This is a genomic window from Dellaglioa sp. CoH-56-MRSF-11 (assembly GCF_056782135.1).
Genome location: NZ_JBXAYE010000004.1, coordinates 40,597 through 64,274, shown reverse-complemented (window position 1 = coordinate 64,274; position 23,678 = coordinate 40,597). Strand labels below are relative to the sequence as shown.

Annotated in this window: 26 protein-coding genes and 1 pseudogene; 1 reads left to right on the top strand and 26 read right to left on the bottom strand. The window is 35.9% G+C overall.

The annotated features are described in order from the left end of the window. Positions 1–39: 39 nt before the first annotated feature. From sufB to sufC, 5 genes are read right to left on the bottom strand one after another with little or no spacing between them, the layout of a single operon-like run. A complete protein-coding gene (gene sufB, locus AC1RPT_RS05500) occupies positions 40–1,434 on the bottom strand; it encodes a Fe-S cluster assembly protein SufB (RefSeq protein WP_481761649.1) in 1,395 nt (464 codons plus the stop codon). A 14-nt stretch (positions 1,435–1,448) separates the two neighbouring features. Further along, positions 1,449–1,880 carry a Fe-S cluster assembly sulfur transfer protein SufU gene (sufU, locus tag AC1RPT_RS05495; RefSeq protein ID WP_481761648.1) on the bottom strand — a complete coding sequence of 144 codons (432 nt, stop codon included), beginning with the start codon at positions 1,878–1,880 and terminating at the stop codon, positions 1,449–1,451. Beyond that, entirely contained in the window at positions 1,867–3,105 is a 1,239-nt protein-coding gene (locus tag AC1RPT_RS05490) for an aminotransferase class V-fold PLP-dependent enzyme (RefSeq protein WP_481761647.1), read from the bottom strand. The genes sufU and AC1RPT_RS05490 overlap by 14 nt, the downstream gene beginning before the upstream one ends. Continuing rightward, on the bottom strand, positions 3,074–4,360 hold the full coding sequence (gene sufD, locus AC1RPT_RS05485; RefSeq protein ID WP_481761646.1) for a Fe-S cluster assembly protein SufD: 1,287 nt from the start codon (positions 4,358–4,360) through the stop codon (positions 3,074–3,076). Before sufD ends, AC1RPT_RS05490 begins: the two co-directional genes overlap by 32 nt. A gap of 14 nt (positions 4,361–4,374) precedes the next feature. Further along, complete coding sequence (gene sufC / locus AC1RPT_RS05480) at positions 4,375–5,157, bottom strand: Fe-S cluster assembly ATPase SufC (protein ID WP_481761645.1); 783 nt, start codon at positions 5,155–5,157, stop codon at positions 4,375–4,377. A gap of 135 nt (positions 5,158–5,292) precedes the next feature. Between sufC and AC1RPT_RS05475 the strand changes: the two genes are divergently transcribed. Then, positions 5,293–6,009: a gamma-glutamyl-gamma-aminobutyrate hydrolase family protein gene (locus AC1RPT_RS05475; RefSeq protein ID WP_481761644.1), complete on the top strand. Its 717-nt coding sequence runs from the start codon at positions 5,293–5,295 to the stop codon at positions 6,007–6,009. 39 nt (positions 6,010–6,048) lie between these two features. Here the strand turns inward: AC1RPT_RS05475 and AC1RPT_RS05470 are convergent, their stop codons facing one another. The 21 genes and pseudogenes from AC1RPT_RS05470 to AC1RPT_RS05370 form a co-directional block, all read right to left on the bottom strand. Then, the gene (locus AC1RPT_RS05470) at positions 6,049–6,855 is read right to left on the bottom strand and encodes a MetQ/NlpA family ABC transporter substrate-binding protein (RefSeq protein ID WP_481761722.1); all 807 of its coding nucleotides are present in this window, start codon (positions 6,853–6,855) and stop codon (positions 6,049–6,051) included. A 17-nt stretch (positions 6,856–6,872) separates the two neighbouring features. Next, positions 6,873–7,577 (bottom strand): methionine ABC transporter permease, encoded by a 705-nt coding sequence (locus AC1RPT_RS05465; RefSeq protein ID WP_409022317.1) that lies wholly within the window; start codon positions 7,575–7,577, stop codon positions 6,873–6,875. Next, positions 7,567–8,604 carry a methionine ABC transporter ATP-binding protein gene (locus AC1RPT_RS05460; RefSeq protein WP_481761643.1) on the bottom strand — a complete coding sequence of 346 codons (1,038 nt, stop codon included), beginning with the start codon at positions 8,602–8,604 and terminating at the stop codon, positions 7,567–7,569. Before AC1RPT_RS05460 ends, AC1RPT_RS05465 begins: the two co-directional genes overlap by 11 nt. Positions 8,605–8,974: 370 nt before the next feature. After that, on the bottom strand, positions 8,975–9,334 hold the full coding sequence (locus AC1RPT_RS05455; protein WP_481761721.1) for an arsenate reductase family protein: 360 nt from the start codon (positions 9,332–9,334) through the stop codon (positions 8,975–8,977). A gap of 45 nt (positions 9,335–9,379) precedes the next feature. Then, positions 9,380–10,600, bottom strand: coding sequence for an FtsW/RodA/SpoVE family cell cycle protein (locus tag AC1RPT_RS05450; protein ID WP_481761642.1), 1,221 nt, complete (start codon positions 10,598–10,600; stop codon positions 9,380–9,382). A 72-nt stretch (positions 10,601–10,672) separates the two neighbouring features. Continuing rightward, positions 10,673–10,894, bottom strand: coding sequence for a DUF2969 domain-containing protein (locus AC1RPT_RS05445; protein WP_409022314.1), 222 nt, complete (start codon positions 10,892–10,894; stop codon positions 10,673–10,675). Continuing rightward, positions 10,887–11,147 carry a membrane protein insertion efficiency factor YidD gene (gene yidD / locus AC1RPT_RS05440; RefSeq protein WP_409022313.1) on the bottom strand — a complete coding sequence of 87 codons (261 nt, stop codon included), beginning with the start codon at positions 11,145–11,147 and terminating at the stop codon, positions 10,887–10,889. Before yidD ends, AC1RPT_RS05445 begins: the two co-directional genes overlap by 8 nt. An 85-nt stretch (positions 11,148–11,232) precedes the next feature. After that, positions 11,233–12,219 (bottom strand): rod shape-determining protein, encoded by a 987-nt coding sequence (mreB, locus tag AC1RPT_RS05435; protein WP_409022312.1) that lies wholly within the window; start codon positions 12,217–12,219, stop codon positions 11,233–11,235. Between the two features lie 94 nt (positions 12,220–12,313). After that, complete coding sequence (gene murA, locus AC1RPT_RS05430; RefSeq protein ID WP_481761641.1) at positions 12,314–13,618, bottom strand: UDP-N-acetylglucosamine 1-carboxyvinyltransferase; 1,305 nt, start codon at positions 13,616–13,618, stop codon at positions 12,314–12,316. A 17-nt stretch (positions 13,619–13,635) separates the two neighbouring features. Continuing rightward, on the bottom strand, positions 13,636–13,869 hold the full coding sequence (locus tag AC1RPT_RS05425; RefSeq protein ID WP_409022310.1) for a DUF1146 family protein: 234 nt from the start codon (positions 13,867–13,869) through the stop codon (positions 13,636–13,638). Positions 13,870–14,007: 138 nt separating this feature from the next. Then, positions 14,008–14,427: a F0F1 ATP synthase subunit epsilon gene (locus AC1RPT_RS05420; RefSeq protein WP_481761640.1), complete on the bottom strand. Its 420-nt coding sequence runs from the start codon at positions 14,425–14,427 to the stop codon at positions 14,008–14,010. Between the two features lie 13 nt (positions 14,428–14,440). Further along, a complete protein-coding gene (gene atpD, locus AC1RPT_RS05415) occupies positions 14,441–15,841 on the bottom strand; it encodes a F0F1 ATP synthase subunit beta (protein WP_409022308.1) in 1,401 nt (466 codons plus the stop codon). 23 nt (positions 15,842–15,864) lie between these two features. Next, complete coding sequence (locus tag AC1RPT_RS05410; protein ID WP_481761639.1) at positions 15,865–16,812, bottom strand: F0F1 ATP synthase subunit gamma; 948 nt, start codon at positions 16,810–16,812, stop codon at positions 15,865–15,867. Between the two features lie 31 nt (positions 16,813–16,843). After that, positions 16,844–18,361: a F0F1 ATP synthase subunit alpha gene (gene atpA, locus AC1RPT_RS05405; RefSeq protein WP_481761638.1), complete on the bottom strand. Its 1,518-nt coding sequence runs from the start codon at positions 18,359–18,361 to the stop codon at positions 16,844–16,846. Positions 18,362–18,392: 31 nt separating this feature from the next. Beyond that, on the bottom strand, positions 18,393–18,935 hold the full coding sequence (gene atpH, locus AC1RPT_RS05400) for an ATP synthase F1 subunit delta (RefSeq protein WP_481761637.1): 543 nt from the start codon (positions 18,933–18,935) through the stop codon (positions 18,393–18,395). 1 nt (position 18,936) lies between these two features. Beyond that, a complete protein-coding gene (gene atpF / locus AC1RPT_RS05395) occupies positions 18,937–19,446 on the bottom strand; it encodes a F0F1 ATP synthase subunit B (RefSeq protein WP_409022304.1) in 510 nt (169 codons plus the stop codon). Between the two features lie 71 nt (positions 19,447–19,517). Then, positions 19,518–19,730 carry a F0F1 ATP synthase subunit C gene (gene atpE / locus AC1RPT_RS05390; RefSeq protein ID WP_409022303.1) on the bottom strand — a complete coding sequence of 71 codons (213 nt, stop codon included), beginning with the start codon at positions 19,728–19,730 and terminating at the stop codon, positions 19,518–19,520. A gap of 30 nt (positions 19,731–19,760) precedes the next feature. Next, positions 19,761–20,471: a F0F1 ATP synthase subunit A gene (gene atpB, locus AC1RPT_RS05385; RefSeq protein ID WP_409022302.1), complete on the bottom strand. Its 711-nt coding sequence runs from the start codon at positions 20,469–20,471 to the stop codon at positions 19,761–19,763. Between the two features lie 218 nt (positions 20,472–20,689). Further along, on the bottom strand, positions 20,690–21,319 hold the full coding sequence (upp, locus tag AC1RPT_RS05380; RefSeq protein ID WP_409022301.1) for a uracil phosphoribosyltransferase: 630 nt from the start codon (positions 21,317–21,319) through the stop codon (positions 20,690–20,692). A gap of 64 nt (positions 21,320–21,383) precedes the next feature. Then, complete coding sequence (gene glyA / locus AC1RPT_RS05375; protein WP_481761720.1) at positions 21,384–22,646, bottom strand: serine hydroxymethyltransferase; 1,263 nt, start codon at positions 22,644–22,646, stop codon at positions 21,384–21,386. A gap of 33 nt (positions 22,647–22,679) precedes the next feature. Next, a pseudogene (locus AC1RPT_RS05370) lies at positions 22,680–23,663 on the bottom strand (L-threonylcarbamoyladenylate synthase); the annotation flags it as partial. Between the last annotated feature and the right edge of the window lie 15 nt (positions 23,664–23,678).

Genomic DNA, 23,678 nt, shown 5'->3' with positions numbered 1-23,678 from the left:
ATTTACTTTTTAGGAAAAGTAACATCATTCTAAACTATTTTACCCCACACTGCCTTCCATCTGATACTCAATCAGACGATTCAATTCAACAGCGTATTCCATCGGTAATTCTTTGGTGAACGGTTCAACAAATCCCATTACAATCATCTCTGTTGCTTTTGCTTCAGAAATTCCGCGACTCATTAAGTAATATAATTGTTCTTCAGAAATTTTAGAAACTTTAGCTTCATGTTCCATAGAAACATTGCCATTTAAAATTTCATTAAATGGAATCGTATCACTCGCTGATTTATCATCCATGATGATTGTATCGCATTCGACATGTGCAAACGAACCATCACTATGTCTACCAAATTTTAAATAACCTCGATAATCAACTCGTCCACCATCTTTACATAACGATTTAGAAACAATCGAAGAAGTCGTATTTTTAGCATTGTGAATCATTTTTGCCCCAGTATCTTGAACGATATTCCCACCAGCAAACGCAATCGACAACATTGTGCCATGTGCGCCTTGACCATCTAAATAAATACTTGGATATTTCATTGTAACTTTTGATCCAAGGTTACCATCAACCCACTCCATCGTCGCATTTTCTAAGGCTCTAGCACGTTTTGTCTCTAAGCTATACACATTATCTGACCAATTTTGAATCGTTGTATACCGACAATAGGCATCTTTCATGACGTTCACTTCAACGACTGCCGCATGCAAACTGTCTGCCGAATAATTAGGTGCTGTACAACCTTCAACGTAATTAACACTTGCGCCTTCATCAACAATGATTAATGTTCGTTCAAATTGTCCTGTATTCTCCGCATTAATTCTGAAATAACTTTGAATAGGCACCTCGGTCTTCACACCTTTAGGTACATAGATAAAAGTACCACCAGACCAAACAGCCGAATTTAAAGCTGAAAATTTATTATTAGAGGCAGGAACCAATTTGCCAAAATACTGTTTAACCAATTCAGGATATTCTTGGACGGCAGCATCTGTACTCATAAAAATAATTCCTAATTTTTCAAAATCTTCACGCATATGATGGTAAACAACTTCTGATTCATATTGTGCAGAAGAGCCAGCTAAGTATTTACGTTCAGCTTCTGGAACACCAAGTCGGTCAAAGGTTTCTTTAATCTTATCTGGGACATCTTCCCAGTCTCTAGCAACATTATCACTAGCACGTTGAAAATAGCGCATATTAGCTAAATCTAACTTAGACAAATCAGGACCAAAACTTGGCATTGGCATCTTTTCATATAAGGCAAAGGCACGAAGTCGATAATCCAACATCCACTCTGGTTCATTTTTTGCTGCCGAAATTTCTCGAACAATCGCTTCGGTTAAGCCACGCCCAGTTGAATAAACAGGCTCAATATCATCTTTAAAGCCATATTCATACTCACCACCAACATCTAGTTCTTTCATATCTTACCTCCTCTCTAATTTTCTAAATTAATAGCTTGATAAACTGCCTTCCAAGCTAATGTGGCACACTTAATCCGAGCTGGAAACTGAGCGACACCTTCTAAAATAGCAGCATCACCTAAAAGATTTTCATCAATCGTTTCACCTGTTACCATTCTTGAAAATGTTGTCACCATTTCTTCTATTTCATTTTTTGCTTTACCAATAATTTCATCAGTCATCATACTTGCAGATGCCTGGCTAATCGTACAACCCGTCCCAGAAAAGGCAACATCTTGAACCTTGTTGTCACTCATGATAAGTTCAACTTTTAAAACATCCCCACAGGTTGGATTTCTGAGTTCAATTGATTTCTGACCCTTTACTAGTGAGCCATGATGATGCGGATGTGTGGCATGTTCCAAAATAACTTGGCGATATAAATTATCTAATTTAGATAGTCCCATTTTTAAAGAACTCCTTTGTAGCGATTAACGCGTCAATAAATTTTTGATTTTCTTCTAAAGTATTGTAAAAATATAAACTAATACGAACAGTTGACGATACACCCATGCACTTCATTAATGGCTGTGCACAATGATGACCCGCGCGAACCGCAATTCCTTGCATATCAAGAGCTGTCGCAACGTCATGCGGATGTAGTCCCTCCAAATTAAATGAAATAACGCCTGATCGTTTTTTACTTTCAGTTGGCCCATAGACAGTAATGCCAGAAATGGCTTTTAATTTAGGTAATAAATCAGTGATGAGCATCTGTTCATGTGCTTGTATATTAACCATTCCAACTTCATTTAAATAGTGAATAGTAGCACCTAATGAAATGACCCCTTCAATATTAGGTGTCCCCGCTTCAAATTTCCAAGGAATATCTTTAAAGGTTGATTGTTGCTCTTCAACAAAATCAATCATCTCACCACCAAATTCTAGTGGCTGCATCTCGTTCAAATAATTACTTTTTCCATATAAAACGCCAATACCAGTTGCAGCCCCCATTTTATGACCTGAAAAAGCAAAAAAATCAACATCTAACTCCTGAACATTAATCGGCATATAAGGTATTGATTGCGCCCCATCACAAATAACAACCGCACCGACTGTATGTGCCATGTCCGTTAATTCTTTGATGGGGTTTATACTCCCCAAAACATTTGAAATTTGAGTTAGCGATACAATTTTAGTTTTAGCTGTCATTTTTAATTTCGCATCATTAATGTCTAATTGTCCATCATCTGTTATGTCGATGTAAACTAATTTAGCACCAGTTGCTTGTGCGACTTGTTGCCAAGGAACAAGGTTACTATGGTGTTCCATAATAGATATTAAAATCTCATCCCCTGGTTTCAATCGATTCTGTGCAAAACCCTGAGCAACCCAGTTTAAACTTTCGGTTGTCCCTTTTGTAAATAAGATTTCAGCTGAATATTTTGCATGAATAAAATCAGCAACAGCTTGTCGTACATCTTCAAATTGCTGTGTTGTACGCTCGGCTAAAGTATGCACACCACGATGTACATTGGCATTATCATTTTCATAATAATGTGAAATGGCATTAATAACTGCTTGTGGTTTCTGAACAGTTGCAGCATTGTCAAAATAAATTAACGGTTCATCATTCACAATTTGCTTTAAAATAGGAAAATCATTGCGATACTTTTTCAAATTTTTGACCATTAATGAGTTTCCCCTCTATTGTTTCGATTAATCGTTCACGAACATCAACTGCCGGAATTGCCGTTAAAACAGGTCCTAAGAATCCACGAATAACAAGTCTTTCTGCTTCTTCTTTGTGTAATCCACGACTCATCAGATAGTACAATTGTTCCTGATTCACGCGTCCAACACTAGCTGCATGTCCAGCTTGAACATCATTTTCATCAATTAATAAAATAGGATTAGCGTCTCCACGTGCTTTTGTGGATAACATTAGCACACGGCTTTCTTGTTGAGCATTCGCACCCTTTGCACCTTTAATAATATGGCCAATTCCATTAAATATTAATGTAGAACGCGATAAAATTACACCGTGTTGCAGAATTTGACCAATTGAATGTTTACCATAATTCGTCACCCGTGTATCAATCCCTTGAATCTGATTTCCTGTTGAAATCGCAACAACTTTAACATCTGCGTGAGAACCTGCACCAATTAAATCAGAATCGAAATCGCCAATTATATTGCCATTATTAAGTAATCCAATTGACCAATCTATTTTTGCATTGCCTAATAAATAACCCCGACGGTTAATATATGCTGTTGTATGTTCCCCTAATTGATCAACTCCAGCAAATTTAACATGACTGTTAGCTTTAGCAATCACTTCCACAATAATATTTGCGGTTGTGATCTGATCACCGACTGTTGAACGATTTTCTAGATATGAAAACTGACTATTTTCTGCTGCGACAATTAAAACATGCTGTACATAGTCCTGATTGTCCCGTGCATCCTGCGTTAAATAAGTTGTAATTGGGTTGTCTAATACAACATTTTTAGGTACATAAATAAACAAACCACCGGTTAATTGTGCTAAATGCGTTGCGGTCAACAAATCACTATCCCATTTAACTGCCTTAGTCATAAAATATTTCTTAATTAAATCTGCATGTTCCACTAACGCGGTTGACCAGTCGCAAATAATAACATGATTTTCTTTTAATTCCTCAGATATATTTAAACTAATCGTTCGAGATCCAACTTGAATAAACGTATTTTCATCCGATTTTTTTGAAACAAATTCCCCTGATTCTTTAACCAGTGTTTCAGGTATAATGGGCCATTTTTGGTATCTAATTTTTTCAAATGAAGGAAGCGCTAGTAATGTTTTTTTTACAAAGGCATCTCTTCTTAATTGTTGAAACCACTCAGGTTCTTGTTTTAAATTTGAAAAATCAATTATACTTTGTTCTAAGAGCTTCAAATCAATCATTTTCCGGCCCTCCACTAAAGGTTCTCGTCTGTTAAAGTAATGTCTAGCCCTAATTCATCACGCAAACCAGCATAGCCTTCTTCTTCCAGTTTTTCTGCAAGTTCGGCGCCACCCGTTTTAACAACCCGTCCATCCATCATAACGTGCACCACATCAGGCACAATATAGTTCAGCAAACGTTGGTAATGCGTAATCATAAGTGTTCCAAATTCCGCATTTTTCAACATTTCATTTACGCCTCTCGAAACAACTTTCAATGCATCAATGTCTAGACCTGAATCAATTTCATCTAAAATAGCAAATTTTGGTTCAATCATCATCAGTTGTAAAATTTCATTACGTTTCTTTTCGCCACCTGAAAAACCTTCATTTAAATAACGATCAGCCATTTCCTCAGTCATATCTAAAGTTGTCATCGTTTTATCTAATTTCTTTAAATATTCTCGAATTGGGATTTGTTTATCTTCCGGTCGACGTGCGTTGATTGCTGCACGCATAAATTCAGCATTTGTTACACCAGGAATTTCTGAAGGATATTGCATTGCTAAAAATAATCCTGCTCGAGCTCGCTCATCAACAGGTAGTTCTAAAATGTTTACACCATTCAGCAATACTTCGCCTTCTGTCACTTTATACGCAGGATTCCCCATAATGGCCTCAGATAAAGTTGATTTACCTGTTCCATTTGGACCCATGATTGCGTGTACTTCTCCAGTCGACATTTTTAAATTAACACCTTTTAAAATTTCTTTATCTTCAATTTCTACATGTAAATTTTTAACCTCAAGTGTCGACATTTTAGCATTCCTCCGATTCATTAATATATTCCATTCTATCTTAATAAATTATCCATTTCAATGGAGCCTCGAGACTCGCAATCTTTATTTAATTAAGTTAAACTAATAAAAAGTAAATTTTGAGGAGGTTCATTTATGAAACCTATTATCGGTATTGTTGGAAATCCTAATCGAAATCCAATTACAGGCATGCACATTAACGAAATTACTTATACACCTCAAGGCTATATTGATGCCATTATTGAAGTTGGCGGTTTACCACTAATCATTCCTACTGATTTAGCAAACGCATCTAGTTATCTTGATTTGGTAGATGGTTTACTATTAGCAGGTGGTCAAGATGTTTCACCAATCTTATACGGCCAAGAACCTCATCCAAAATTAGAAGAATTAAATCCCCCACGTGACGAAATGGAGCTCGCTTTAATCAAGGAAGCTATTTCTCGAAAAATACCAATACTTGGTATTTGCCGTGGACTACAAATACTTAACGTCTTTTTTGGTGGAACACTCTATCAAGATTTAAGTGACTATTCAAATTGGCAAGTTAAGCATTTACAAGATCCAACATTACCAGAATACGCCACACATTCTGTATCGATTAAAGCAAATAATTATTTATCAGATACTTATGGTTCAACGCTTCGTGTCAATACGTACCATCACCAAGCCATTAACCGTTTAGGTGATTCATTAACGGCCATTGCGACAAGTTCAGATGGCCTAATTGAAGGTATCAGTAGTAATGACGGTCTCATTTTAGGTGTTCAATGGCATCCCGAAATGTCTTATATAAGAGAACCATCAGATTTAGCTATTTTCAAATGGCTAATTAATAAAATTGCAAAATAAAGAGAATTGAATTAGTCATGTCGACTAATTCAATTCTCTTTATTTTGCAGGAATAACGGCACCTTTATACTTATTCAAAATCCATTCGCGTGTCTTTTTAGATTGTAGTGCTTTAACTAACTTTTTAATCGCAGGATTATCTTTATTTTTTGGTGCGACAGCAACTAAATTCGCATATGATGATGTACTACGTTCTAATGCAATAGCTTGTTTCGTTGGATTTAATCCAGCTTCAACCGCATAATTTGCATTAATAATGATGGCTGAGCCTTCATTATTTTCATATAAATCAGACATCAATTTTGGCTCATACGTATGCTTAAAAACTAAATTTAATTTATTTGTTTTGATATCAGCAAAATTTGCAGTTGCCACGTCTGTCCCTTTTTTCAGGGTTATTAATCCAGCATCTTTAAAAATAGTTAAAACACGACCATAATCTGAAATACTGTTAGATACTAAAACCGTACTTCCTTTCTTCAAATCAGTTAACTTTTTAACTTGTTTAGAATAGACACCGATTGGTTCAAGATGAACATTTCCAACACTTATTAAATCACCATTATTCTGTTTGTCCCAATTATCTAAAAATGGTTTATGTTGAAAATAATTAGCATCTAAATCACCAGATTCAGTCGCTTTATTAGGCATCACATAATCCTGAAAAACTTTAACTTTTAAATCGATACCTTCTTTTGCCAACATTGGTTTTACATGATCTAGAATTTCTGCATGGGGCATATTACTAGCACCAATTGTCAAAGTAGTCATTCCATTTGATTGTTTCCCGCATCCAGCTAATAAAAGAGTCAAAAATAGAAATGAAAAAATGAACTTTTTGTTTATTCTCATGAGGTTACCCCTTAATTATTTCGTTTATCGATTAATTTAGCTGAATGATCACCAATAAGTTGAAAAATGGCAACAATAATGATGATTGTGACCGTTGCAACTAGTGTAACAGTATTATTATTAGCACCATAACCTTCAATGAAAGCCCAATTTCCTAGCCCACCGGCACCAATCGTACCAGCCATTGCCGTGTACCCAATAATTGTAATTCCAGTAACTGTCGCCCCTGAAATAAGAGCTGGTAAACTTTCTCGTAATAGTACTTTCCAAATGATTTGTGCCTTGTTAGCACCCATTGCTTCAGCTGCTTCAATCACACCATAATCAATCTCACGAAAAGCAAGTTCCACCATTCGTGCATAAAATGGAGCCGCCGAGAGGATTAGAGCTGGCAATGCTGCAATCGGTCCAATAATAGAACCAACTAAAGCCTTAGTAAAAGGCAATAATAAGACAATTAAAATAATAAACGGAATTGAACGAAAAATGTTAACCATGGCTGAAACAATCCAATTAATTATTTTTACCCAGATACTTATTTTACCGGTCGTTTTTTGTTTTGTTTCAAATAAAATAAGACCTAAGATAATACCCAAAATTGTAACGGCTATTGTAGATATTAATGTCATACTGATTGTTTCCCAAGTATTTGACCAGAATTCATCCCAGTTAACAGCATTAAAGTTAAAATATGACGCCCAAGTATTAGTCCCCATAATGCAATACCTCCGTTTCTACTTTCATTTTTTGCAAGAATGGAACGGTTTGATCTAAACTTATTTTTGGACCAGTTAATTGAATATATAATGTTCCAATTGGGCCACCTTGAGTTTGATGAATGGAACCCTCAACGATATTAAAATCAACTTCTGGAATTTGTCTTAACATTTCAGAGATAATTGGCATTTGCGTCTGCGTACTGTGAAAGGTTAATTGAACAATCAACCCTTGTGGATAAGCTTCAATTAATTCATTTACAGCAAGTTCAGTATCATGTAGAGCTGGTGTGACCTCCTGATTAACGAATCGTTTTGTGACGTCTTGTTTCGGACGCTTAAAGACGTCTAAGACAAGTCCACTCTCCACTAATTTTCCAGATTCCATTACAGCAACGTGATCACATATCTTACGAACCACATGCATTTCATGAGTGATTAATACAATTGTTAATTTCAATTTATGATTAATTTGAAGTAATAAATCTAATATTTCATCTGTTGTTTGTGGATCTAGCGCACTTGTTGCTTCATCACAAATCAAAATTTCAGGATCATTCGCTAAAGCCCTAGCAATCCCAACTCGTTGCTTTTGTCCACCAGATAACTCAGAAGGATATGCATTTTCTTTACCTTTTAACCCAACTAATGTTGTTAATTCTTCAGCTTTGGACAACCGCTCAGTTTTACTTATTCCAGCAAGTTCAAGTGGAAACATGATGTTTTCCACAACCGTTCGTGACCAGAGTAAATTAAAATGTTGAAAAATCATGCCAATTTTTTGACGTTGCTTTCTCAATGTTCTACCCGATAAAGATGCGATTTTAGCGCCATTAACGTCAACTTCACCCGAAGTTGGTGTCTCTAATCCATTCAGCATTCTAATTAATGTACTTTTACCAGCACCTGAATATCCTACAATACCTAAGATGCTACCATCTTCCACCGAAAGATTCACATCAGAAACAGCGCTAACCTTACCACTTTTCGTGATAAACTCTTTTGATACATTTTTAAACTCAATCATGTTAATACCTCCTAATTTTTCTGCAAAAAAATAACCTCCCATCCCCCGTTTAATAAACGGAAGGACGAGAAGTTATAAACTTCACGTGTTACCACCTTGTTTTATTGTTACCTCACGATAACAATCTCATCAGGTACGGGTTTTAATATAACCGATACCTTTCCGCTGTATTGGGCGTACCCAAGGTAGATTAACATTGCTCATCTACCAAACGTTCCAAGACCATATTCAATTCCGTAATTTTGATCCCTTTTCAGCTACCAGGATTCTCTTAACTAATTACTAAAATTTACTCATCTTTTCAAAACGTCTTATCTGTATTTCTTATTGTAGTTGATTATAGCTAGATTAAAATTTAATGTCAACAGTTTTATTTATTTAACCATGTCTCTGTAAAAACATCTTCACTGAATCCGGTCGTTAATTTTGTTCCATCAGTTAATACCGGACGTTTCATTAACATCCCATCTGATGCTAAAATTTGACTTGATTGCTGAATTGTCATCGTTGGTCGTTTATCTTTTAGATTTAATTCACGATACTTATTTCCTTGTGTATTAAAAAAAGATATTGCTGGAAGACCAGACTCATTCAACCATTTTTCGATTAGACTCGCCTTTGGTGTTTCTTGGATAAGATCTATTATATGGTATTCAACCTCATTTTCGTCTAACCATTGTTTTGCTTTTCTACAAGTTGAACATTTAGGATACCAATAAAAATCAATCATCATCAAAACCTCCTAGTTTTAAAAAACAGTGATTCCATAATAGAATCACTGCCTTATCTTTTTATCAAAATCTTCGTCTTCGCTACTGAACATGTAACTCTTATGATGGTATCGCATTGACATAATTAAGCCAATTCCAATCATATTTCCTACTAAAGCAGACCCACCTTGACTGACAAATGGTAATGGAATACCTGTTAAAGGTAGTAACCCAATACTCATCCCAATGTTTTCAAAAACATGGAATAAAATCATCATAATGACCCCAGTAGATAAGTAAGCATAAAATTCATTCTTCGTATCAAAGGTTGCACGAACCATTCGATAAATGAGTAAGAAATAAATAAAGATTAAAATACAACCACCAATAAACCCAAAGTTTTCGCCGATAACAGAAAAAATCATATCAGATTCACGGACGGGAACATAAACATTTGACACGTTAAATCCCTTACCAGTCATTTGTCCTGATCCAATGGCTTTCATACTTTGCCATAATTGATATCCTGTTCCGGATGTATCTTTTGATGGATCTAACCAGTTATCAATTCGGTCAAATTGGTAGGCAGAAAAGCCAACTTTTTCTAGAATTGATCGACCAGTTGTTGAAATAACCATATATAATGCCGTTCCACCTACAACAGCCACCGTTCCAAATGCCGGTCCAATAATCTTCCAAGTGATACCTGAAACTAAAATGACACCACCTAAAATAGCAAAGAAAACGAGCATTGTTCCAAAATCATTTTGCAGTTTTAATAAAATAACTACTGGTAACGTCCATGCTATCATTTTGGCTAATAAAATAATATCTGTCCCAATTTTATGAGTTGGATAATCATTGTTATGTATCGTAACCACACGCGCCAACATTAATATAAATGCTGGCTTCATAACTTCTGATGGTTGGAACGTTAACGAACCAACTAATGGTATCCAACTTTTAGCACCTGTGTTTATATATAAAGGTCGACTATATACGACTAAAACAATCATCAATAAAAACAGGCCAATAAAATACCCTATCGGTGCGACTCGCCATAATTGTTCTGAGTCAAATTGCATAATAACGACAATTGCAATGACACCAATAGCGTACCACATTAACTGTGAAACCATTTGGCTAACAATTGAGGTCGCACTAGTATCATGGGATGCTGATACGTAAATTGAGGCAAGCCCAATAATTGCCAAGACTAAAACGGCAAAAATAATACCATAATCAATTCTTGACTCACTATCGACCTCATCTTTTCTACTACTCATAGAATTCCCCTCCACACTATGTCACTTATTTCGTTAAATTTTTGAATAGGCTAAAATTTAATAATTGACTAATTAACCGCGATGTAAGTGAAAATCGCGCAATAAAGTATCAATACCTTCATCACGAGTTTTAGCTTTGAATATCTCACCGTTACTTAATGTTGCAACAAATTTTGTATCTTGTTGAATGACTGTACCAATTTCAATACCGCCAACGGTTAATGAAACTGCATCCTCACCATTAATTTTAATATCATTTTCTGCTACTTCAATCTCTTTTTCTTTTTTAGACATGCTTTTCTTCTCCTTTAGGGTTCTTATTTCTTCGTACGGTAAAGTAATCAGGTACGGGATCGTATCCGCCTCTGACAAAAGGATGGCATCGTAAAATCCTACCGATACCCATAATAATACCTTTTGCACCGTGTTTTTGAATTGCCTTAATCATATAGTTTGAACATGTTGGATAGTACCGGCAACTAGGTGGAAACATCGGTGAAATAAATTTTTGATAAAACTTGATTGGTGCAAGCATTAAGTTTTGCATAAATAAATGACACCTCCTATATGAAAAGGTCCATCAACAGATTGCCCCGTTAATAGACCTCCCTTAATAACCAGTATCACAGTTGTTATCTACCTTGTTTTTCAATATGATCTAACAAGAATCCAGTTCCTTTTGCGACATCATCCAATGGTGTTTCTGACACCATAACAGGAATATCTAAGTTCGATGACATTAATAAATCAACACCATCTAATAATGCACCGCCACCTGTTAAAATAATCCCAGTATCAATAATATCTGATGCTAATTCTGGTGGTGTTTGTTCAAGAACTTCTTTAGTTGCTGCAACGATTGCTTGCATTGTATCATGAGTTGCTTCTTCAATCTCAGCAGAGCTAAGCACAACTGTCTTTGGTAAACCAGTAACAACATCTCGTCCACGAATTTCCATTTCTAATGCACGATTGTCTGGGTAAACTGTCCCAATTTCAATTTTAGCTTTTTCAGCTGTACGTTCACCGATTTGAAGGTTATGTTTTTGCTTAACAAAATTGATAACATCACTATTCAATTGATCACCAGCAACACGTAATGAACGGCTTGCTACAATATCGCCTAATGAAATAACGGCAACATCACTTGTACCACCACCAATATCAATCACTAAACTACCACGGGGTTGATAAATATCCAACCCAGCACCAATAGCTGCAACTTTAGGTTCTTCAGCAAGATAAACCTTGCCACCACCAGCTTTTTCAGCAGCTTGAATAATTGCTTTTTGTTCAATTGATGTGATATTTGTTGGGCAACAAATCAAAATACTTGGTTTTGATAAAAAGCCGCTCACATTTAATTTTTTAATAAAGTAAGTTAACATTTGTTCTGTAATATCAAAATCAGCAATGACACCATTTTTCATAGGTCTGATAGCTCTAATACTACCAGGTGTTCTACCAACCATTTTATATGCTTCTGATCCAACTGCTAATACACGACCTGATTTTGTGTCAATTGCAACAACAGATGGTTCATTTAAGACGATTCCTTTATTTTGTACGTTAATTAATACATTTGCGGTTCCTAAATCAATACCAATATCTTTAGCCATTATGCTTCTCCTCTCGGCACTTAAAACTTACACTAATGTAAGCATTATACCATATACCTATACAATAAAAAAATGTCCAAAATGGACATTTCTTCTATTTTACTTCATTTTCTGTCTTAATAATTATATCTTGTGTATCATCATTGATACGTTTAATTTCAGCACCCAAAGCTTCTAACTTTTGATGGAAATGATAGTAGCCTCGATCAAGATATTCAAGATGTGTAACTTGTGTATAACCACGAGCTACTAATCCTGCTAGCACAAGTGCTGCAGCAGCTCTTAAGTCTGTAGCAGCAACTTCTGCACCATTGAAGTCAGTTGGACCATACATGACAACTGAGTTGCCTTCAATCTTAAATTTTGCATTCATACGTCGTAATTCTTCAAGATGCATAAAACGATTTTCGAATACCGTCTCTGTTAAAATACTTGTACCATCTGCCATTAATTGAAGGACAGTCATTTGAGGCTGCATATCAGTTGGGTACCCTGGATGAGGCAATGTTTTAACTGTAGTTGGTTTAATTTTTTCTGTTCCAATTACTCGGATACCATTGTCTTCTTGGATAACGTCAATGCCCATTTCTTCTAATTTAGAAATTAATGGTTTATTGTGTTCCGCAATAGCCTCTTCGATTAAAACATTACCTTGAGTCATTGCTGCAGCAACCATGAATGTCCCTGCTTCAATCCGATCTTGGACAACTGCATGATCAGCGCCATGTAATGCCTTAACACCATGAATGCGAATTGTTTCGGTACCAGCACCTTGTACTTTAGCACCCATTTTATTTAAAATATTAGCTAAATCAACAATTTCTGGTTCTCTTGCAACATTTTCAATCACAGTTGTACCAGTAGCTAATGTTGCAGCCATCATAATATTCTGAGTTGCACCTACACTTGGAAAATCAAGATAAATGTTGGCACCCTTTAATTCATCTACAGTTGCTTCTATATAACCATCGAATTGTTCAATATGCGCACCCATTGCTTCAAAACCTTTTAAATGCAAATCAATTGGGCGAGAACCTATTGCACACCCACCAGGCATTGCAATCTTCGCATGTTTAAGTCGTGCCAAAAGTGGTCCCATTACAACAATAGAAGCACGCATTTTTGAAACATATTCAAATGGTGCTTCTGGTGATAATTCTTTAGTCGCACTCATTTTAACTTCATTAGTTTCTTCATTAAAGTCAACGTCTAAATTTAAAAAACGTAGTACGTTATTCATTGTAAAGACATCTGACAAAACTGGTACATTTGACAGTGTATTTTCACCACTACTTGCTAAAATTCCGGCTGCTAGAATTGGCAATACTGCATTCTTTGCGCCTTCTATATGCACTGTTCCATTGAGTGAGTTTCCACCCTTGACGATTATTTTTTCCACAAGTTATTCCCCCGTTATTATTTAACTAAAAAAACTAAATTACGAACATTATCAATAAAATTTAAGAAAAAGGCACTGCTTGTATATCCTAATAAAATAGCCAATAAGACAATTAAAACTTTGATTCTTTGTTGGCTACTTTGTGGGAAAAACCTGTCTATTCGTAACCCTTGAATTGCCCAAAAAGCAATTCCAATAAACATTAGATGACTCATTAAAGTAACTAGCGATTGGATTCCCACAGTATTCATCAAAACACTCCTAAAATTTATTCGTCATAAGCATAGCATATTTTGTACCACTTGTCGCTAATATTTGTAACAAAAATGAAATATTTAATATGTATATACAAAAAAAGGTACTGAATAAATCCAGCACCCACTTTTGTATTAATGTTTAGAGATATTAATTCGATTGATTGCACGTCTAAGTGCAATTTCAGATCTTTTAAGTTCATCAACATTATGTGTTTGTTTTGCAGTAGAAATCATCTGCTCAGCTCTTTTTTTAGCAGCCTGTGCACGATTTTCATCAATATCTTCTTGGCATTCTGCTGCATTTGCAACAACCGTTGCGACATTTTTTGAAAATTCAATGAATCCACCACTTACGGCAATTTCATCTTCTTCATTATCATTTACCTTAACCCTGACAGCATCAATATCAAGAGAAGCAATAACTGGAATATGATTGGGTAAAATACCCATTTCCCCGCTGGGTGTTTTAACAATAATCATTTTAGCATTATTGTCATAAACACTACCATCAGGAGTGACGATACTAACGGTCAAAACTGAATCTTCAGCCATCTGTTATTACCCCCTATTTTGCCATTTTATTTGCTGCTTCAATAACATCTTCGATTGGGCCGACACCATTGAAAGCATCTTCAGGAAGTGAATCATATTTACCATCAAGAATATCTTTAAATCCTTGAACTGTTTCAGCAATTGGTACATATGATCCAGGTTTTCCTGTGAATTGTTCGGCAACATTAAAGTTTTGTGAAAGGAAGAATTGGATGCGACGCGCACGTGCTACAATTACTTTTTCATCATCAGATAATTCATCCATACCTAAAATAGAAATAATATCTTGTAATTCACGATAACGTTGTAACGTATGTTGAACTTCCGTAGCAACACGATAATGTTCTTCTCCAACAATTTCAGGTGTCAAAGCACTTGAAGTTGAAGCCAAAGGATCAACAGCTGGGTAAATACCTTGTTGCGTTAAGCTACGTTCCAAGTTAGTTGTTGCATCCAAATGGGCGAACGTCGTTGCAGGAGCAGGATCAGTATAATCATCAGCTGGAACATAAACTGCTTGAATTGATGTAACTGAACCTTTTTTAGTTGACGTGATACGTTCTTGCAATTGACCCATTTCAGTAGCTAATGTTGGTTGATAACCTACGGCTGAAGGAATACGGCCTAATAAGGCTGAAACTTCAGAACCAGCTTGTGTAAAGCGGAAAATATTATCAATAAACAATAGCACATCTTGTCCTTTTTCATCACGGAAATATTCCGCAATTGTAAGACCAGTCAATGCAACACGCATACGGGCACCAGGCGGCTCGTTCATCTGACCAAACACCATGGCTGTCTTCTCTAACACGCCGGATTCTTTCATTTCAAAGTAAAGGTCATTACCTTCACGAGTACGTTCACCAACACCGGTAAACACTGAAATACCATTATGTTCTTGAGCAATATTATGAATTAATTCTTGAATTAAAACAGTTTTACCAACACCGGCACCACCGAATAATCCAATTTTACCACCTTTAATATAAGGGGCTAACAAGTCAATAACTTTAATTCCTGTTTCAAGAACCTCAGTACTTGCACTTAATTCATCATATTTAGGAGCATCTTTATGGATGCTACTGCGCTCTGCATCTTTATTAAATTCAGGACCACCATCAATGGTATCTCCTAAAACGTTAAACACTCGACCAAGAGTATCTTCACCAACAGGGACAGAAATTGAAGCACCTGTGTCTTCAACAACTGTTCCACGTTGCAAGCCATCCGTAGAATCCATGGCGATTGTTCTCATAACTCCGTCACCTAATTCAAGCGTAACTTCGATAATTAGAGCAGTTCCATCTTCACGTGTAACTTTTAACGCATTATTGATATCTGGTAAGGTTTCGTTTAAAGAGAATTGTACATCGACGACGGGCCCGATAACTTGAACAACTTTACCGAGACTCATCTTCTGTATTTCCTCCTGTCATTTTACTCTAAAGCAGCTGTTGCACCAGTAATTTCTGTAATTTCTGTTGTAATAGCACTTTGACGTGCACGATTATACTTTAATTCTAATGATGCAATAATATCTTTAGCATTATCTGTCGCAGATTTCATTGCTGTAGAACTTGAAGCATGTTCAGCTGTTTTAGCATCTAAAATCGCACCATATACTAAGCTTTCAGCAAACTGAGGTAGAACAACTTCAAGAATTGCGTCTCCTGAAGGTTCCATATCATAATCTTCATTCCCCATCACATTAGACGTTTCAATACCTTCTGCATCTGTATCCATATTCACTTCTGAAATAGGAAGCATTTGTTCAGAATGAAAGTCCGATTGTAAACTATTAACGAAATGATTATAACAAACAAATAATTCATCATAAACTTCACTGTTATACATTGTTACTACTGATTTAACGATTTCACGAACCTCAATAAACGTTGGAATATCACTTACACCACGGTATTCGTAGGCAACCTCATATCCTCTATTTTTAAAGAAGTCAGCACCAGTACCACCAACAGCAATAATAACAGCATTATCTACAGTATGGCCATTTTGCTTCATCAAATCTAATGTTTGTTTAATTACGTTACTATTGTAACTACCAACTAAACCACGATCAGAAGTAATAATTAAATAACCACTTTTTTTAACAGGTCTCTTTTGTAACATATCAAAACCTGAAAATTTTGAACTATCATTCTCAGATGATTGCTTTGATTTTCCAGCTTTAGCATCTAAAAGGTGAGATTGGGCAAGATGGGTAATGACACTTCTAATTTTAGAAGCATATATCTGATAACTTTGAGTATGACGCTGAATTTGGCTTAACTTAGCAGTCGAAACAACTTGCATTGCGCCAGTTATTTGTCCCGTTTTCTTAGTTGAAACGATTCGACGCTTTACTTCCATTAATGAAGCACCCATTAATTCTCACCATCTTTCATTTACTTTTAGTTTACGCTTTTTCAGGAGTTACTTGGAAACCTTCTGAAAAGTCTTTGATTGCAGCATCAAATTTATCTTCGTCAGGTAAATTACCTGTTTCTTTGATGTGATTTAAAAGATCACTATGATTATTATCAAAGAAATCAAAAATTTCACCTTCAAAACGAAGAATATCATCAACAGGAACTGAATCCAAGAATCCATGTGTTAATGCATATAAAATTAAAACTTGTTTTTCAACAACTAATGGCTTGTGTAATGGTTGTTTAAGTACTTCAACCGTACGATGTCCACGATTTAATTTAGCTTGTGTTGCGGCATCTAAATCAGAACCAAATTGAGAAAATGATTCTAATTCTCGGAATGATGCAAGAGCCAAACGAAGGCTTCCGGCAACTTTCTTCATTGCTTTAATTTGAGCTGACCCACCAACACGAGAAACTGATGTACCAGCATCAATAGCTGGACGAGTACCTGAATAGAATAAATCACTATCCAAGAAAATTTGACCATCAGTAATCGAAATTACGTTAGTAGGAATATATGCAGAAACATCACCAGCCTGTGTTTCGATAAATGGAAGAGCAGTCATTGAACCACCACCCAATTCATCACTTAACTTAGCTGCACGTTCAAGTAAACGTGAATGTAAGTAGAAAACATCACCAGGATAAGCTTCACGACCCGGCGGACGTCTCAAAATTAATGACAGTTCACGGTAAGCCGTTGCTTGTTTTGATAAATCATCAAATACAATCAAGACATGTTTACCGTTATACATGAATTCTTCACCCATTGCTGAACCAGTATATGGAGCTAACCATAATAATGGTGCGGGAGAAGCAGGACCAGCACTAACGACAATTGTGTAGTCCATTGCGCCTAATCGACGTAACGTTTCCACTTGTGCGCTAACAGTTGATTCTTTTTGTCCAATAGCAACATAGATACAAATCATGTCTTGATCTTTTTGATTTAAAATCGTATCAATAGCAACTGATGTTTTACCAGTCTTACGATCACCAATAATCAATTCACGTTGTCCACGGCCAATTGGAACTAAAGCATCAATAGCTTTAAGTCCAGTTTGTAAAGGTTGATCAACTGACTTACGATCCATAACTCCTGGAGCCTTTTTTTCGACTGGACGAGTTTTGTTTGTCTTAAGATCACCTTTACCATCGATGGGTTGGCCTAAAGGATTAACAACACGTCCGATAAGTTCTTCACCAACAGGAACTTCCATGATTCTACCCGTACGTTTGACAACGTCGCCTTCACGGATACCTTCATAGCCACCTAAAATAACGATACCAACATCGTTTGTTTCTAGATTTTGAGCCATACCATAAGTACCGTCAGAAAATTCTAACAATTCTCCTGATAAAGCGTTATCCAAACCGTGTGCACGAGCAATACCATCACCAACATAAGTAACGGTACCTACTTCATCAACGATAAGTTCGTCTTTATATTGTTCCAATTGTTCTTTAATTAAAGCACTGATTTCTTCAGCTTTAATGCTCATACAAGGTTCACCTCTTAACTACTTTAATATGTTACTCCGCTAATAATCGTTTTACTTTGTTGATTTTTGATGAAATTGATCCATCAAAAATCTGATTATTGGCTTCAATAATAACGCCACCAATAATTTTTTCATCAATAATATTGTTAAATACTATCTTATTTGCACCGATTCTTTCTGCAAACTTACTTGATAATTTCGTTAATTGACTATCATCAAGCTCAATTGCAGTTGTAACGGTTGCATGTACAATTTTTTCTTTAACATCGCATAATCGTTCGAATTCTTCAATTATTCCAACCATATCACCCATTCGACCATAATCAAAGACCATTTGGATAACGTTTGCAATAATTGGAGATGCATCTTTGAGTAAGACCTTAACAAGGTCTTGCTTTTCTAACAAATTAAGACGTGCATCAACAAGCACTTCACTCAATTGTGGATTAGCAAGAAAAACTTGTCTAACTTCCTCTAATTCTTCAGAAAAGGCAACAATATTACCTTGTTCATCAGCAATTTCAAAGATGGCTTCACCGTAACGATTGGCAACGGTTGCCTTATCTAATTTCATTTTACTTTACCAACCCTTCAATATAAGAATTGATTAAGTTTTTTTGATCATTCTCATTTAATTCTTTTTGAATAATCTTAGAAGCAATTTCAATAGATAATTCAGCGACATCACTTTGAACGCTACTCAATACTTCTTGGCGTTCTTGTTCAATATCTTTAACAGCATTTTGTTTCAACGTCGTTGCTTCATCTTGAGCTCCAGAAACGATATCATCATGTTGCTTTTTACCGTTATCTTTTGCACGACTAACAATTTCAGATGCTTCTTGACGTGAATTATCTAATTGGTCTTGTCGTTCAGTTGCCAAAATATCGGCTTTTTTTCTTGAATCTTCAGCAGAATCTAAATCATTTGCAATTTTATCTGCACGGTCACTCATCATTTTTGTGACAGGACCCCATGCAAAGTGTTTGATGATTAACATCAAAATAACAAACGAAATAATATAGAATAAGAAATCACCAGTTTGAAAATTACCAACTGCACCGAAAACTAAATCTGAAAACATCTATTGACACCTCCTTTTTAAAATTAATATATTTCGTTGTATCAACGAAGAATCAAACTTAATTTCAAAAATTATTTAGCCATCAATAAGAATGAAATAACGATAGCAATAATAGGAACGGCTTCAATCAAACCAACACCAATAAACATTGTTGAACGTAATTGACCAGATAATTCTGGTTGGCGAGCCATACCTTCGATTGTTTTAGAAATAACTAAACCATTACCAATACCTGTTGCGACAGCGGCTAAACCAGCTGCAATACCTGCTGCTAATAATCCCATAATAATTGTTTCCTCCTTAGATATCTTGTTTTATTCTTTTTGTACTTTTCCACCGATATAAACCATTGACAATGTTACGAATACGTAAGCTTGGATACTTCCGATAAACAGAGAGAATCCTTGCCAGATCATTTCAACTGGTAAAGCCACGATAGTCATTAATGGGCCCATAGAAACTGCACCACCAATTAACGTTAATAATACTTCCCCAGCGTAAATGTTTCCGTACAAACGAAGAGCTAATGTTAGCAAATTTGTAAATTCTTCAATCAAGTTAATAGGTAAAAGAAATGCAACTGGACTCAAATAGGAATTTTTAATATATCCCTTAAATCCGAATTGAATAACACCCATAAAATGTGATAATAGCAGAATCAAAAATGCAAACGTTAGTGTCGTTAGCGGACTCGACGTTGGACTTTTAATCAACGTCTTGTCGCCAAAACCTATTTGTAAAAATAAACCCATTTGGTTAGATACAAAGATAAATAAGAATAACGTAAATGCTAATAAATTAAACTTCTTACCTTCTTTTCCTGGCATTGCGCTTTTAACAATCCCATTGGTGAAATCAATGAGCCATTCCAAAACATTTTGTCTACCAGTCGGTTTCATGGTCAGTCTTCTCGATAATACAATAGCTATCATCGCGACAATCACACATGCAAGTAAACCGGAAACGACATTCGTAATATTGAAAGGTAGGCCATAAAAATTCACAACGAAAGCATCTCCATCCACAGAATTTCACCTCTTTCCAAACTTTTATTTGACCGTATAAAACGGTATAAATTAAAGAGAATAACTTTATAAATATTCTCCAATTACAAAAGAAATCATACCACCAATTGAAATAAAATACAAAAGAAATTCTGACTTATTTTGAGTTTTTTTTCACATTAAAAAAAATGACACCTAGACGGCTTACGCATAAGCATTCTAAGGGCCATTCATTTAATTTATTTCGTACCAAACAATCGATCACCTGCATCGCCCAAACCTGGGACAATGTAGCCATCTTCATTCAAGTGATCATCAAGTGCTGCTGTATAAATATCAATATCAGGATGTTTTTCACGTAAAGCTGCAACACCTTCTGGAGCCGCAACAAGACAAACAAACTTAATTGTCTTTGCGCCGCGCTTCTTCAATGCATCAACTGCCATAATAGCAGAACCACCAGTAGCAAGCATTGGGTCTACTACAAGAAGATCACGACTAGCAATATCTTCAGGCATTTTTACAAAATATTCTGTTGGTTGGAATGTTGTTTCATCACGGTACATACCAATATGTCCAACTTTAGCTGCTGGTAATAATTCCAAAATACCATCAACCATCCCTAAACCAGCTCTTAAAATAGGAATAATAGCAATTTTCTTACCAGCCAATGTTTTTTGTGTTGTTTTACCCATAGGTGTTTCAACGATAACATCTTCTAAAGCAAAATCGCGAGAAACATCATATACCATTAGTTCAGCAATTTCATTAACAACTTCTCTAAATTCTTTTGTACCACAGTTCTTATCACGTATAATCGTTAATTTGTGTTGAATTAACGGATGGTCCATCACTTGAAATTTGCCCATTACGAAACACTCCCTTAAATTTAGTCTATTCTATTTTAGCGAATTATTACCTAAAATACTAGTCTTAAACGTATTTAATTTGTGAAATAGGATGCTTTTTAGATAATGCTAAAACTTGCGAACCAATTTCGGCTAATTTATCGTCATCATCGTGAAATTGAATTGCGTATAGAATTAGAATTGCAATCACTTTTACGTCTTCGCTGTCAAACCCACGAGTAGAAATTGCTGGCGTTCCAATTCGAATTCCAGACGTTTTAAATGGGCTCAATGATTCATTTGGAATTGTATTTTTATTCACAGTAATATGAACACGATCTAATAAGTTTTGAACTTCTTTTCCATTTAACCCAGAAGGTGTTACATCTAAGTTCATTAAGTGATTATCAGTTCCACCAGAAATAACTCTCACTAAATCTGACTGTGCAAATACGCCAGCCATTGCTTGTGAATTCTGAACAACTTGATACATATACGCCGTAAATGCTGGTTGCGCTGCCTCATAGAATGCTGCCGCTTTCCCAGCAATTACGTGTTCAAGTGGGCCACCCTGTGTACCAGGGAAAACTGCCGAGTTTAGTTTTTTAGCATATTTTTCTTTAGCAAGAATCATTCCACCACGAGGGCCACGTAACGTTTTATGCGTTGTTGTCGTAACAACATCAGCTACATCTACGGGATTTGGATGCAGTCCAGTAGCTACAAGACCAGCAATATGAGCCATATCTACCATTAAATAGGCGCCAACTTCATCAGCGATTGCTCTAAATTTTGTAAAGTCGATCATTCGACTATAAGCTGAGGCTCCAGCAATAATCATTTTAGGTTTTTCTTTAAGTGCTATCTCTCGAATAGCATCATAATTTAAACGTTCTGTTTTAGAATCAACACCATAACTAACAAAATTGTACAATTCACCTGAGAAATTTACTGGTGAACCATGCGTTAAATGTCCACCATCGTTTAATTTCATTCCTAAAATCTTATCTTGAGGTTCTAAAAATGCCTGGTAAACGGCCATATTAGCTTGTGAACCAGAATGTGGTTGTACATTGGCATATTCAGCATGGAATAGTGCCTTAGCACGATCAATAGCTAATTGTTCAACTACATCAATATACTCACAACCACCGTAGTAACGCTTATTAGGATACCCTTCAGCATACTTATTGGTTAACACGCTACCTTGTGCAGCACGTACAGCATCAGAAACGATATTTTCAGACGCAATTAATTCAATATTGTCCTCTTGGCGTTTTTCTTCATGAGCGATTGCATCCCACAATTCTTTATCCTGTTGTTTATATTTCACTTTTTCAGCATCCATAAGTTCAACAATATTTTGGCTACTTGCTGCTTTTTCAAGACGGTTCATGTAAGCAACACCCAATCCCTTTTTATCAAACCCTTCAACTAAAATCATTTGAACATTAGGGTTGTCATCGAAGTAGCGTAAACCGTCAAAAAGTGATTGGCTTGCTGATTCAATTGTTTTTCCTAAAGAAGAATAGCCACTATTCTTAGGTATCTGATCCGTATCAATTTGACCTTCTTTTGCCATTAATCCGATTGCAATATCTTGTTTAGCGACCCAGTCTAAAATATCTGACCAATTTTGTGTTGAATCAACAATCACAACTTGTGCTCTTGGTGCATAATGTCGATACTTCATCCCAGGTGCTTTTGGCGTTTCTCCTTCGGCAACTTCATGTGTATCATCACTAACGTGTCCAATTACATCCTCAATTTGTGACTGAGTAACTGCTCCAGGTCTCAAAATTGTTGGTTCATCTGTACTCATGTCTAAGACAGTTGACTCCACCCCTACTTTTGTTTGCCCATCATCAATGATACCAGCAATTTTACCATTCAAATCATGAGCAACATGTTCTGCCATTGTTGGACTAGGTTTACCTGAAGTATTAGCTGAAGGGCCAACAATTGGAACGCCCGACTTAATAATAAAATCTAATGTAACTTTGTTATCTGGCATTCTAAAGGCTGCAGTTTCTAAACCGCCTGTAACAGTCTTTGAAAGAGCTCCTGCTTTTAATTTAAGGATAAGCGTCAATGAACCCGGCCAAAATGTTTTAATTAACTTTTCCACATTGGCAGTAAGTGGTTGTGCATATTCCCGAACTGTCTCTACATCGGCAACGTGTACGATTAGTGGATTATCACTTGGTCGACCTTTTGCAGCATACACTTGTTTGACTGCCTCTTCATTTGTCGCATCGGCACCCAATCCGTACACTGTTTCAGTTGGGAATGCGATCAATTGTCCTTGCTTTAATAACTCTGCAGCAGTTTCTATTTCATTAGGTTGATAAATAATTGTTTCCATTAACTCAACACCCCT

What these genes read in the sequence shown, in the direction of transcription:
- sufB (WP_481761649.1), bottom strand. Translation starts at nt 1,434, where the DNA reads ATGAAAGAACTAGATGTTGGTGGTGAGTATGAATATGGCTTTAAAGAT.
- sufU (WP_481761648.1), bottom strand. Translation starts at nt 1,880, where the DNA reads ATGGGACTATCTAAATTAGATAATTTATATCGCCAAGTTATTTTGGAA.
- AC1RPT_RS05490 (WP_481761647.1), bottom strand. Translation starts at nt 3,105, where the DNA reads ATGGTCAAAAATTTGAAAAAGTATCGCAATGATTTTCCTATTTTAAAG.
- sufD (WP_481761646.1), bottom strand. Translation starts at nt 4,360, where the DNA reads ATGATTGATTTGAAGCTCTTAGAACAAAGTATAATTGATTTTTCAAAT.
- sufC (WP_481761645.1), bottom strand. Translation starts at nt 5,157, where the DNA reads ATGTCGACACTTGAGGTTAAAAATTTACATGTAGAAATTGAAGATAAA.
- AC1RPT_RS05475 (WP_481761644.1), top strand. Translation starts at nt 5,293, where the DNA reads ATGAAACCTATTATCGGTATTGTTGGAAATCCTAATCGAAATCCAATT.
- AC1RPT_RS05465 (WP_409022317.1), bottom strand. Translation starts at nt 7,577, where the DNA reads ATGGGGACTAATACTTGGGCGTCATATTTTAACTTTAATGCTGTTAAC.
- AC1RPT_RS05460 (WP_481761643.1), bottom strand. Translation starts at nt 8,604, where the DNA reads ATGATTGAGTTTAAAAATGTATCAAAAGAGTTTATCACGAAAAGTGGT.
- AC1RPT_RS05455 (WP_481761721.1), bottom strand. Translation starts at nt 9,334, where the DNA reads ATGATTGATTTTTATTGGTATCCTAAATGTTCAACTTGTAGAAAAGCA.
- AC1RPT_RS05450 (WP_481761642.1), bottom strand. Translation starts at nt 10,600, where the DNA reads ATGAGTAGTAGAAAAGATGAGGTCGATAGTGAGTCAAGAATTGATTAT.
- AC1RPT_RS05445 (WP_409022314.1), bottom strand. Translation starts at nt 10,894, where the DNA reads ATGTCTAAAAAAGAAAAAGAGATTGAAGTAGCAGAAAATGATATTAAA.
- yidD (WP_409022313.1), bottom strand. Translation starts at nt 11,147, where the DNA reads ATGCAAAACTTAATGCTTGCACCAATCAAGTTTTATCAAAAATTTATT.
- mreB (WP_409022312.1), bottom strand. Translation starts at nt 12,219, where the DNA reads ATGGCTAAAGATATTGGTATTGATTTAGGAACCGCAAATGTATTAATT.
- AC1RPT_RS05425 (WP_409022310.1), bottom strand. Translation starts at nt 13,869, where the DNA reads ATGAATACTGTGGGAATCCAATCGCTAGTTACTTTAATGAGTCATCTA.
- AC1RPT_RS05420 (WP_481761640.1), bottom strand. Translation starts at nt 14,427, where the DNA reads ATGGCTGAAGATTCAGTTTTGACCGTTAGTATCGTCACTCCTGATGGT.
- atpD (WP_409022308.1), bottom strand. Translation starts at nt 15,841, where the DNA reads ATGAGTCTCGGTAAAGTTGTTCAAGTTATCGGGCCCGTCGTCGATGTA.
- AC1RPT_RS05410 (WP_481761639.1), bottom strand. Translation starts at nt 16,812, where the DNA reads ATGGGTGCTTCATTAATGGAAGTAAAGCGTCGAATCGTTTCAACTAAG.
- atpA (WP_481761638.1), bottom strand. Translation starts at nt 18,361, where the DNA reads ATGAGCATTAAAGCTGAAGAAATCAGTGCTTTAATTAAAGAACAATTG.
- atpH (WP_481761637.1), bottom strand. Translation starts at nt 18,935, where the DNA reads ATGAAATTAGATAAGGCAACCGTTGCCAATCGTTACGGTGAAGCCATC.
- atpF (WP_409022304.1), bottom strand. Translation starts at nt 19,446, where the DNA reads ATGTTTTCAGATTTAGTTTTCGGTGCAGTTGGTAATTTTCAAACTGGT.
- atpE (WP_409022303.1), bottom strand. Translation starts at nt 19,730, where the DNA reads ATGGGATTATTAGCAGCAGGTATTGCAGCTGGTTTAGCCGCTGTCGCA.
- upp (WP_409022301.1), bottom strand. Translation starts at nt 21,319, where the DNA reads ATGGGCAAATTTCAAGTGATGGACCATCCGTTAATTCAACACAAATTA.
- glyA (WP_481761720.1), bottom strand. Translation starts at nt 22,646, where the DNA reads ATGGATGCTGAAAAAGTGAAATATAAACAACAGGATAAAGAATTGTGG.